Consider the following 10,512-nt stretch of genomic DNA (forward strand, 5'->3'; position numbering starts at 1 on the left):
AAGAGTTTTTATATGGAATTTCTAATTGAACAAGTTGTGCTGTTTTGCGTATCGATTATTGCAAACGGCTTGAGTGCGATGGCTGGTGGAGGCGCTGGCTTGTTACAGTTTCCTGCTTTGCTCTTTCTTGGTTTGGGTTTTACTGTCGCCTTGGCTACGCATAAAGTCGCCAGCGTTGCTTTAGGCGTTGGGGCGACTTTACGCCATATTAGAGAGAAACAGTTGAGCTTGGCTTTTGCTAGTCATATTCTGCTTTTCGGGTTGCCAGGCGTGATACTCGGAGCCTTATTGATTCTCTCTGTTCCCGATGAACTAGCCAAGCAAGCTTTAGGGGTCTTAACGATAGCTTTGGGTTTGTACTCTGTATTTAAACCGGAGCTGGGGATGACGACGACGACCAAGGTATTTAAGCGTATTCATTGGCTGATTGGCGGCTTGGTACTGTTTTTAATCGGTGTTTTGAACGGCTCGATTACCTCAGGAACAGGCCTGTTCGTTACCTTGTGGCTGGTGCTTTGGTATGGCTTGGAGTACCAGCGAGCGGTTGCCTATACCTTGATTTTGGTGGGATTGTTTTGGAATGGTGTGGGGGCGCTTACGCTGGCCTTACAGACCGAGGTTAAGTGGTCGTGGGTACTTCCTTTGGTTTTGGGGGCTTTAGCTGGAGGCTACCTTGGAGCGCATCTATCGATCGCCAAAGGAAATAAAATTGTTAAGCGCTGTTTTGAAGTAGTGACCATTTTGGTTGGGGTGTCTTTGCTGGTGTAGAGACAGATACTCATCTGCCAGCAAACAAACTTGTCTAGGTCGCAGGCCGCTCCGTGACCTCTGTGGTGAGTGCTTATCTGGGTTTCGTTCTTTAAGAGATCAAACACTTGAACCACAGAGAACACCGAGCGCTTCGCTGCACAGAGAAGACATGGAGAAAAACATTTTTAGTTTTTATCTCTTCTCTGTGTAGGCCGAAGGCCTCTCTGTACCCTCTGTGGTTAATGGTTTTTTGGGTTTAGTTCTTTAAGAGATCAAACACTTGAACCACCGAGAACTTCGCTGCACAGAGGTTATGATCAATCAAGCAATCCCAAACTGTGATCTATATGCAGAAACGGCATCCGCGTACTGCGATAAACTTGCATCATCCTGAATGTAGTCTAATACTTGAGTTAAGTTGACGATACTGGCGACTGGGATATTAAAGTCTCTTTCGACCTCTTGAATGGCAGACAACTCGCCCTGACCCTTTTCCTGGCGGTCAAGTGCAATCAGAACACCTGCTGGCTCCGCACCTGCGGCCTCAATGATTTTGATCACTTCGCGAATTGCCGTACCTGCCGTAATCACATCGTCGATAATCATTATCTTGCCTTTAAGTGGTGCGCCAACGAGCGTGCCACCTTCACCGTGAGCTTTTGCTTCTTTACGGTTGAATGCAAAGGGCGTGTTAATGTTATGCAATGAAGAAAGACAGACTGCTGTAGCAGAGCCTAAAGGAATGCCTTTATAGGCAGGACCAAATAGAACATCGAAGGGAATATCCGAGTCAACCAGTGTTTGGGCATAAAATGACCCAAGCTTGGCAAGTGATAAACCATCGTCGAAAAGACCCGCATTAAAAAAATAAGGGCTAACACGGCCAGACTTAAGGGTGAATTCGCCGAACTTCAAAACGTTCTTTTGGATAGCAAATTCAATGAATTCGCGCTGGTGGGGCTTCATATTTGTATTTTCTCGCATTAATTGCGCCTAAATTGAAAGATATTACAGTGTTTTTCTTTTCAAAAAATGTGAATTAAGTATCATACCACGCAAATTAATTATGAGGCAGTTATGCGAGTAGTATCAATTAACGTAAATGGATTGAAGAGAGCTGCAGAAAATGGTTTTTTTGATTGGATGCGTGAGATCGATGCCGATGTGGTATGTGTCCAGGATCTGCAAGGCAAAGTTTATGATTTCGATGACGAAATCTTCCACCCCGAAGGTTATCAGGCTTATTTTATAGATGCTGAAAACCCTGAAGATGGCGGCGTGGGTATTTATACTCGCCACTTCCCCAAGGCAATTATGTATGGCTTTGCTTATGAGCCAGCAGATCGTGAAGGGCGCTTTATTCAGGCTGACTTTGAAAATGTTAGTGTTGCTTCAATGCTTGTACCCAATGCATTAGGCAAACCTGAGAACCAGGAAGCAAAGGATAAATTCCAGGACGCGTTTCAAAGCCATCTGGAAAAAACTCTCCGTAAGCGTCGTCAGTTCATTTTTGCGGGCAGTTTCAATTCCGCGCATTTGGTGACAGATGCGAGCAAAAAATACCATGAGATGGACGTGAGTGGCTTTAAAGCGCATGAGCGAGACTGGTTCGATACGGTTTTCGATGACTTTGGTTATGTTGATGCGTTCCGCCATGTGAATGTTGAAAGAAATCAATATACCTGGTGGCCAGAGTGGGCCAAGGGTTGGCGAAAGAATGCAGGCTGGCGAACAGATTATCAGATCACGACCCAGATGATGCGTAACGTTATCGAAGATGGTTTTATTGATATGGACACGCGCTTCTCGGATCACGCACCTGTTATTATCGACTACGACGTGATTATGTAGTTTCGGTGATTAGAAATAAAAAAGGGATGGTTGCTACCATCCCTTTTTTTATTCTAGGCTTTCTTTACGAGTTTCGCGCTGCTTCCTGCAACTCAAATATCTCGTTAATGCCTTTCTTCGCTAGTGCTAACATGGCATTAAATTCGGACTCTTCAAACGCTTCACCTTCAGCAGTGCCCTGAATTTCGATAAAGCCGCCTTTGTCAGTCATGATCACGTTCATATCAGTTTCTGCTTCTGAGTCTTCCGGGTAGTCCAAGTCGAGAACGGGTGTACCTTTGTAGATGCCTACAGAAATCGCCGCAATCTTTTGCTTTAGCGGGATTTCTTTCAGTTTTCCTGCATCTACCAAGCCTTGAAGAGCGTCCATGAGTGCCACGCAGCCCCCAGAGATAGACGCTGTACGAGTACCGCCATCTGCCTGGATAACATCGCAATCGATTTGAATGGTGCGTTCGCCGAGTGCTTTCATATCAACAGCGGCGCGTAATGAGCGACCGATTAGACGCTGAATTTCGACGGTACGACCTGTTTGTTTACCCTTTGCTGCTTCACGGATCATACGTGAACCGGTAGAGCGAGGCAGCATGCCATATTCAGCGGTTAACCAACCTTGTCCTTCACCTTTTAGGAAGCGGGGTACCTTTTCGTCTATTGAGGCAGTACAGATAACTTTGGTGTCGCCAAACTCAACCAGGACAGAGCCTTCAGCATGTTTTGTGTAGTTTCGGGTGATTTTAATCTCGCGTGCTTGATCTGGTTGGCGTTCGCTTGGTCTCATAAAGTTCTTCCTATTGGGGAATTAAATAAAGGGGTACCGGGAAAATTTGCTGGCAAGTTTATCACTTTAAAGGTGGGTTTCTAAGTGCCTAGCGAGTAGAATTCGTAAATCAATTAGAACATACGTAACTAAGCTAAGTGGGGAAGTACCAATGCTGAAAAGCATGACAGGATTTGCACGTTTAGAACTTGAAAGTGACCAAGGTGTATTAACGTGGGAGCTAAGAACCGTCAATCATCGTTATCTCGAGCCTCACTTAAAAATACCGGATATGTTCCGTGAAGCGGAACCTAAACTCAGATCCCTGATGCGTAAGTACTTATCTCGGGGCAAGCTAGACTGTTCCTTAAAGTGGCAGCCCAGTAACCGTAAAGCTGATGGCTTGAAGGTGAATGCTGAAGTGCTCGCTCAGTTAAGTGAAGCCTGCCGTTCGGTAAATGAGTTATTTGATGACGTCGCACCGGTTGATGCGATCTCGGTGCTTCAATGGCCTGGCGTGATTGATAATGAGTCAGGTGACCGCCAGCAACTGTTGGCACAAGCCAATGAGTCCTTTGAGGCCTGCTTAAAAATATTATTGGAAAACCGTCAACGTGAAGGCACTCAGCTAGAGCCTCTGTTTGAAGAGCGTTTAGTCGCTATTGAAAATATCGTTAAAGAAGTGCGCGCCTGGTTGCCAGATATTCTTAAAAAGCAAAGCGAATTAGTGAAGAAGCGCTTCGAAGAAGCTTCTGTACAAATGGACAATGAACGCCTTGAACAAGAGATGGTTTTGCTAGCGCAGAAAACTGATGTGGCTGAAGAGCTTGATCGTTTAGATGCTCATGTAGTTGAAGTACGAAGTGTACTGAAGAAAAAGGAGCCGGTGGGGCGACGTCTTGATTTCCTTATGCAGGAGTTAAACCGAGAAGCCAATACCTTGTCATCTAAGTCTATCGTAACAGACACCACAAAAGCGGCGGTAGAGTTGAAAGTTTTGATCGAGCAGATGCGCGAGCAAGTACAGAATGTAGAGTAGAGCGCTACTTGCAAAAACAGAGAGTGCCAAGGCAAAGCCTAGGGCACTCTTTTGAACTAACTACTTGGAAGACTCAACAAGCTGCTCAGCTTGCTTAATCGGCATATGACGCACATCTTTACCTTTTACGATGTAGATCACGTGCTCAGCCAGATTACACGCATGGTCACCGATACGTTCCAAGGCACGTAGTACCCACATAACGCTGTGAATCTGGGAGATACTGCGAGGGTCTTCCATCATGAAGGTCATCAGTGAGCGAACCGCTGACTTGTACTCGGCATCGACAGCATGGTCTTCTTTCATAATATCCAGTGCCATATCGATATCGAAACGTGCAAAGGCATCGAGTGCACCATTGACCATTTGACCAACATGATCGCTGATGTGGCGAATTTCGACGTAGCCGCGAGGTGCTTTGCCCTCTTCAGTCAGGCGGATTGCCATTTTGGCAATCTTACTGGCTTCATCACCAATGCGTTCGATATCTGCAACCATTTTGATGATAGAAATGACTAAGCGAAGGTCACTCGCTGCCGGCTGACGTCGTGCAATCAACTGGGTACAGTCTTCGTCGATCAGTAACTCCATTGCGTCAACTTCTTGGTCTTTGTTACGGACCGTATCGGCGAGTTCGCTATTGTTGGTGATAAGAGCTTCTACTGCATCAGATACTTGACGCTGTACGATACCGCCCATATTTAGCAACTGGTTACGCAACTCAGATAAATCCTGATTGAATTGCTGGGAAATGTGCTGAGTGTGGCCGTCGTTTGTTGTAATACTCATATTTGCCTCTTTTATCCGTTAATGCAGCATAGTGTCATGTAGCGAGTTGATATAGTCCTAAACCTAACCGTAACGACCGGTTATATAGTCTTCAGTCTGCTTGTTACGTGGGTTGGTAAACAGCTCATCAGTGTTGCCAAATTCGATCAAGTCGCCCATATACATAAACGCCGTGTAGTCAGATACACGAGCAGCCTGCTGCATATTGTGGGTTACGATAACGATAGTATAGTCATCTTTTAGCTGGTGAATCAGTTCTTCAATTTTCAGCGTAGACAATGGGTCCAAGGCTGAAGCGGGTTCATCAAGCAGTAATACATCTGGTTTAACAGCAACGGTTCGTGCGATCACCAAACGTTGTTGCTGACCACCGGATAGACCCAATGCGCTATCATCAAGACGATCTTTAACTTCATCCCAAAGTGCTGCAGAACGTAGAGACCATTCTACTGTTTCATCTAGAATACGCTTTTTGTTGATTCCTTGAATACGCAGGCCATAAGCGACGTTTTCATAGATGCTCTTTGGGAAAGGGTTTGGCTTCTGGAATACCATACCAATGCGGCGACGAAGTTCAGCCACTTCGACTTTACGTTGGTAGATATCTTTACCTTCATGAAGGATTTTTCCGGTGATGCTACAGCCATCAACCAAATCGTTCATGCGATTGAAGCAACGCAATAATGTCGATTTACCACAACCCGATGGGCCGATAAAAGCCGTTACTCGGTTCTGTGGGATCTGCATATTTACGCCGTGAAGGGCCTCTTTTTCACCGTAGCATAAGCGTAAATCGTCAACGGTTAGTGCAATTTTTTCGTCTTCCAGCTTTAGAGCTGCAGACTTACGCTGTAGTGAACTGATATCGATAGCGTGCGTCTTAGTTTCGGTTTGTGCGCCTGCTTGTGTCGTCGAATCATTTGTATCATTTTGCATAGTCATATCTCTTTCTGGTGTCTATCCAGTTAACTCAATAATTATTAAAACTCAAACCATTTCAGGCGCTAGTTAAACTTCTAATGCTTTGTACTTCTCACGTAGCTTGTTACGAATCGCGACTGCGCTTAGGTTTAGCATTGCAATAACGATAACCAATAATAGCGAGGTTGCGTAAACAAGTGGTCGTGCCGCTTCGACGTTAGGGCTCTGGAAGCCAACATCGTAGATATGGAAGCCTAAGTGCATAAACTTCTGGTCCAAATGCAGATAAGGGTAGTTGCCATCTAGCGGTAATGAAGGCGCTAGCTTAACCACACCTACCAGCATCAATGGCGCAACTTCACCCGCTGCACGAGCAATCGCAAGAATAACACCGGTCATCATTGCAGGGCTTGCCATAGGTAGTACGACACGCCAGAGTGTTTCAGCTTTGGTTGCGCCCAAGGCCAGGCTACCTTCACGAATGGATCTTGGAATACGTGATAAGCCTTCTTCAGTCGCTACAATAACCACTGGCAATGTCAGGATCGCTAGCGTGACTGAAGCCCATAACAAACCACCGGTACCTAGCGTCGGCGCGGGTAATGCCTCAGGGAAGAAGGCCTGATCAATACCTGAGCCCAGGAAGTAAATAAAGAAGCCCAGGCCAAATACACCGTATACGATAGAGGGAACACCGGCGAGGTTGTTAACCGCGATTCGGATAATTCGGGTAATTGCACCCTGGTGTGCATATTCACGCAAGTAAACAGCGGCGATAACGCCTAGTGGTGTCACCATGATAGACATGACGATTACCATCAAAACCGTACCGTAAATAGCGGGGAAGATACCGCCTTCTGTGTTGGCTTCACGCGGGTCATCGCTAACAAACTCAACTAGCTTCTCAATATAGAAGGAGATCTTCTCAGCCAGCGACATTTTGTTAGGCTGGAATGCGCGAACAACGTGGGCTATCTCGATTTCTCGCTCTTGGCCATCCGCTGTTGTTGCGACGAGACTGTCACGATTGATTTGCGTGTATAAATCACTCAGGCGTGATTGCAGCCCTTTGTATTGATTATCGAGCGCTGCGCGTTCTTCTTTAAGCTCTAATTGACGCTGAGCTGTTAGCTCATTGTTTAGCTCATAAGAGCGCTCTTTTAGGCGTAAACGCTCGATTTGGCTGTTGATGCTGCCGATCTCGGCCTTTTCGATCGTATAGATCTCATCATGAATGCTCAATGCACGTTCGATACGCTTGCTCAGTTCATCCCATGCGCCATTTCCAGAGGCGACAACCTGGCCGCTTTCTTTTACATCTTTAAGGTAGCCGTAGAAGTTACCCCATTCGCGACGTTCCATTGCGATAATATCTTCAGGGTAATGACGATTACTTAAGGAGGCATCCAATACCCAGCGGAAGTCACTGCCCGTTACATCCCGGTTACCCATTTTAAGCAGGTGACGATCCATAAACTCGACGCCTTGAGGAACCTTGTAACCAGCCTCTCTCAGCTGAACAGCAGAAACACTTTCTGTTTCGACCAGCTCACCCATGATTTTATAGGTACCGCCATTTCGGTTTTCTACATCAGCCTCGACGACATCATGTGCCCAGAAGTGCACTAAACCACGTGAAGCGATCAGGATTAACAGGCTAAAGACCATCACCAAGCTGATTGCGACCGCGCCAGCGTTTAACCAAACCCAAGGATCGCCGTCTTTAAACCATTTCTTTAAAGGTACTCTCATGATTCTAATCCTTAAATTACGCTGTACTTAGAACGAAGGCTCTGACGAACCCATTCAGCAAAGGTGTTAACAACAAAGGTAAAGAGGAACAATACAAAGGCTGCCAGGAACAAGATACGGTAGTGTGTACTGCCGACTTCGGATTCTGGCATTTCAACTGCGATGTTGGCCGACAAGGTTCTCATGCCTTCAAAAATATTCACATCCATGATTGGCGTGTTACCCGTTGCCATCAATACGATCATGGTTTCACCAACTGCACGACCCATACCGATCATTACAGCAGAGAAGATACCCGGGCTTGCCGTAGGAAGAATGACGCGAGTCATGGTTTGCCACTGGGTAGCACCCAATGCCAGAGAGCCATAGCTCAAATGCTTCGGTACACTGAAAATCGCATCTTCAGTAATCGAGAAGATAGTAGGAATGACGGCAAAGCCCATCGCGGCGCCCACGACTAAGGCGTTACGCTGGTCAAAATCGATGCCCATTTCATTGGTCAACCAAGACCGCATATCGCCGCCAAAGAAGGCGACTTCCAATACCGGGCTAATTTCGATACTGAACCACGAGGCTAACAAGATAACCGGAATTAACAGCACGGGGTCCCAGCCTTCCGGTACGGCGTGTCTAATTCGGTCGGGTAAGTTCACCCAAATGAAGCCAAACGCAAGTAAAGAGAGCGGGGTAATCAAGAGCCAAGCAAAGATGCCTGGTAAGTGATCTTCCATGAATGGCGCGAAAAACAGACCTGCCAAGAAACCGAGGATAACCGTCGGTAGTGCTTCCATAAGTTCTATCGAAGGCTTCACTTTACGACGCAGTGCGGGTGCCATGAAGTAAGCCGTATATAGCGCGCCGCAGATAGCAAGTGGCGTCGCGACTAGCATAGCGTAAAATGCTGCTTTTAATGTACCAAAGGCAAGTGGCGACAGGCTGTACTTTGGTTCAAAGTCGTTGTTAGAGGCTGAAGACTGCCAAACGTACTCTGGCTCTTGGTACCCTTCGTACCAAACTTCTTGCCATAGGGCTGAGAAAGAAATTTCAGGGTGTTCGTTGTCAATGTGCCAGAAGCTAATCTGACCTTGCTCATTTTCGACTAATACATAGTTAGCGCGAGGTGCGATGCTGGCATGTGTGATGGCGGCGTCGCTTACTTTCTTCACTAATGTTGTGCTGTGAGCAGTCGTGTTGAACAAAGAAATGGTGCCGCTATCATCTACCGAGGCAAAGCCTTTTCGGCGGTGTTCAATGGCGATTGATGTGATTTCTGCCGTAGAATCTTCATCAATTGAGAAGTCACGAATTCGCTGTAATGAGTAGTGGTTGTTGTCGTCACGAACCATAAACCATTGAGAAACAATCCCGCCGGACTCAGTCACCAATATAGAGGAACCGCCAAGTAAAAGTTCCATGCCGATAATGTCTCTGTTCTCGGGCAAATGAACGGTGCCGTTAATCGTCGCCTGTTCGTTATCGGCCAGGTCGAAGATGTTGATGTCTTTTTCCGATGCTACAAAAACCCAGCGCATACCGGGTTCAGCGATGACGAACTTTGGTTCACTATTCAATGTCGGCATGCTAACAGGCTCTGCTTCAAGCATTACCTCACCGGTCATGAAGTTTTCTTCTTTTGAGAAGCGAGTCGAGAACAGTTCACTCTGGTCATTCGCGCCAACGATCAAAATGGCGTCTTCAGTTAGTGATAATGAGACAAATGTAATTGGGTGCCCTGATTCGTCCATATCCATGGGCTCTTCGCCAAAGGGAAACTCGATATAAGGCGTAATAAGACGCTTATCGTTTGGATAGGTGATCTTGTAGCTGTGCTTAACGATAATGATTTGGCCATTACTTAAACCTGCCAAAATAGTACGGCTGGCGGGCTCTGCAGCGCTGACGCTTGTAACAATAACGCCTTCAGGAATGGGTAGGCGCTGATTACTGACGACGCTGCCATCTTGTGTATTGAAGAAGATAATATTGCCCTGATCCGTCACACGAAGGGCTTTTTCAGCTTGCTCTTCCATGGCGTAGTACAGCGTTGTACCTGAGTCTGCTGCGGGAACTTGGTATTCACTGACGGCCTCAATTTCAGCCGACTCGAACAATGGCATAACTTCATAAAGCAGATAGAAGAAAATCAGCGTAATTGCCAAGATGACACTGCCTCCTCCCATGCCAATAGAGGTGCTTGCAACCTGGTCTTTGATCTTCCTAATCTTACGGTAGCGTACGAGTTTAGGGCTATCAAAGTCGAGCTTAGGTGGCTCAGATACAGCAGCTTTATTCATAGTCGTCATGTCCAGATTATCTTTGCGAATAAGATTTAGCGTGTAAAAAGTGCGCGTATTATAAAATAAAAATCCCCTCATCAAAGAATGGCGAGAAGATTTTTTATTATATTACAATTTGTAACCGTCTTCCTTGACGGTAAGTGACCTCGATTTACAGTAGGCCAAGTTCCTTCAAGCTCTTTTCAGCAACTTTTGAAGGTAGTGGAACGTAACCGTCTTTTACCACAACCTCCTGACCTTGCTGAGACAATACTGACTTAACAAACTCTGCTTCAAGTGGAGACAAGTCTTTGTTAGGCGCTTTATTGATGTAAACGTATAGGAAGCGAGATAGTGGATATTTGCCTGTTACC

Annotated in this window: 10 protein-coding genes; 3 read left to right on the forward strand and 7 right to left on the reverse strand. The window is 46.2% G+C overall.

Annotated features, from left to right (window positions below):
• Positions 1 to 12: 12 nt before the first annotated feature.
• Complete coding sequence (locus A3766_RS10925) at positions 13 to 768, forward strand: sulfite exporter TauE/SafE family protein (RefSeq protein WP_068514435.1); 756 nt, start codon at positions 13 to 15, stop codon at positions 766 to 768.
• Between the two features lie 303 nt (positions 769 to 1,071).
• Here A3766_RS10925 and pyrE read toward each other — a convergent pair whose 3' ends face one another.
• Positions 1,072 to 1,716 (reverse strand): orotate phosphoribosyltransferase, encoded by a 645-nt coding sequence (gene pyrE / locus A3766_RS10930; protein ID WP_068514477.1) that lies wholly within the window; start codon positions 1,714 to 1,716, stop codon positions 1,072 to 1,074.
• Between the two features lie 111 nt (positions 1,717 to 1,827).
• Here pyrE and A3766_RS10935 point away from each other — a divergent pair, with 111 nt between their 5' ends.
• Positions 1,828 to 2,601, forward strand: a complete 774-nt coding sequence (locus tag A3766_RS10935; RefSeq protein WP_068514433.1) for an exodeoxyribonuclease III — start codon at positions 1,828 to 1,830, stop codon at positions 2,599 to 2,601.
• A 64-nt stretch (positions 2,602 to 2,665) separates the two neighbouring features.
• On the opposite strand, the gene rph is transcribed toward A3766_RS10935, so the two are convergent.
• Positions 2,666 to 3,382, reverse strand: a complete 717-nt coding sequence (gene rph, locus A3766_RS10940; protein ID WP_068514431.1) for a ribonuclease PH — start codon at positions 3,380 to 3,382, stop codon at positions 2,666 to 2,668.
• Between the two features lie 151 nt (positions 3,383 to 3,533).
• On the opposite strand from rph, the gene A3766_RS10945 reads away from it, so the two are divergent.
• A complete protein-coding gene (locus A3766_RS10945; RefSeq protein ID WP_068642189.1) occupies positions 3,534 to 4,400 on the forward strand; it encodes a YicC/YloC family endoribonuclease in 867 nt (288 codons plus the stop codon).
• A 60-nt stretch (positions 4,401 to 4,460) separates the two neighbouring features.
• Here the strand turns inward: A3766_RS10945 and phoU are convergent, their stop codons facing one another.
• From phoU to A3766_RS10970, 5 genes are all read right to left on the reverse strand, one after another.
• Complete coding sequence (phoU, locus tag A3766_RS10950; protein WP_304438889.1) at positions 4,461 to 5,183, reverse strand: phosphate signaling complex protein PhoU; 723 nt, start codon at positions 5,181 to 5,183, stop codon at positions 4,461 to 4,463.
• Positions 5,184 to 5,252: 69 nt separating this feature from the next.
• A complete protein-coding gene (gene pstB, locus A3766_RS10955; protein WP_068641591.1) occupies positions 5,253 to 6,125 on the reverse strand; it encodes a phosphate ABC transporter ATP-binding protein PstB in 873 nt (290 codons plus the stop codon).
• A gap of 72 nt (positions 6,126 to 6,197) precedes the next feature.
• Positions 6,198 to 7,862, reverse strand: coding sequence for a phosphate ABC transporter permease PstA (gene pstA / locus A3766_RS10960; protein ID WP_156508870.1), 1,665 nt, complete (start codon positions 7,860 to 7,862; stop codon positions 6,198 to 6,200).
• Between the two features lie 11 nt (positions 7,863 to 7,873).
• Positions 7,874 to 10,156 carry an ABC transporter permease subunit gene (locus A3766_RS10965; RefSeq protein ID WP_068642193.1) on the reverse strand — a complete coding sequence of 761 codons (2,283 nt, stop codon included), beginning with the start codon at positions 10,154 to 10,156 and terminating at the stop codon, positions 7,874 to 7,876.
• A 154-nt stretch (positions 10,157 to 10,310) separates the two neighbouring features.
• The coding region (locus tag A3766_RS10970) for a PstS family phosphate ABC transporter substrate-binding protein (RefSeq protein WP_369808624.1) at positions 10,311 to 10,512 on the reverse strand (202 nt) is incomplete at its 5' end.

Source organism: Oleiphilus sp. HI0132 (assembly GCF_001635845.1).

What these genes read in the sequence shown, in the direction of transcription:
- pstB (WP_068641591.1), bottom strand. Translation starts at nt 6,125, where the DNA reads ATGCAAAATGATACAAATGATTCGACGACACAAGCAGGCGCACAAACC.
- A3766_RS10945 (WP_068642189.1), top strand. Translation starts at nt 3,534, where the DNA reads ATGCTGAAAAGCATGACAGGATTTGCACGTTTAGAACTTGAAAGTGAC.
- A3766_RS10935 (WP_068514433.1), top strand. Translation starts at nt 1,828, where the DNA reads ATGCGAGTAGTATCAATTAACGTAAATGGATTGAAGAGAGCTGCAGAA.
- pyrE (WP_068514477.1), bottom strand. Translation starts at nt 1,716, where the DNA reads ATGAAGCCCCACCAGCGCGAATTCATTGAATTTGCTATCCAAAAGAAC.
- A3766_RS10925 (WP_068514435.1), top strand. Translation starts at nt 13, where the DNA reads ATGGAATTTCTAATTGAACAAGTTGTGCTGTTTTGCGTATCGATTATT.
- rph (WP_068514431.1), bottom strand. Translation starts at nt 3,382, where the DNA reads ATGAGACCAAGCGAACGCCAACCAGATCAAGCACGCGAGATTAAAATC.
- pstA (WP_156508870.1), bottom strand. Translation starts at nt 7,862, where the DNA reads ATGAGAGTACCTTTAAAGAAATGGTTTAAAGACGGCGATCCTTGGGTT.
- A3766_RS10965 (WP_068642193.1), bottom strand. Translation starts at nt 10,156, where the DNA reads ATGAATAAAGCTGCTGTATCTGAGCCACCTAAGCTCGACTTTGATAGC.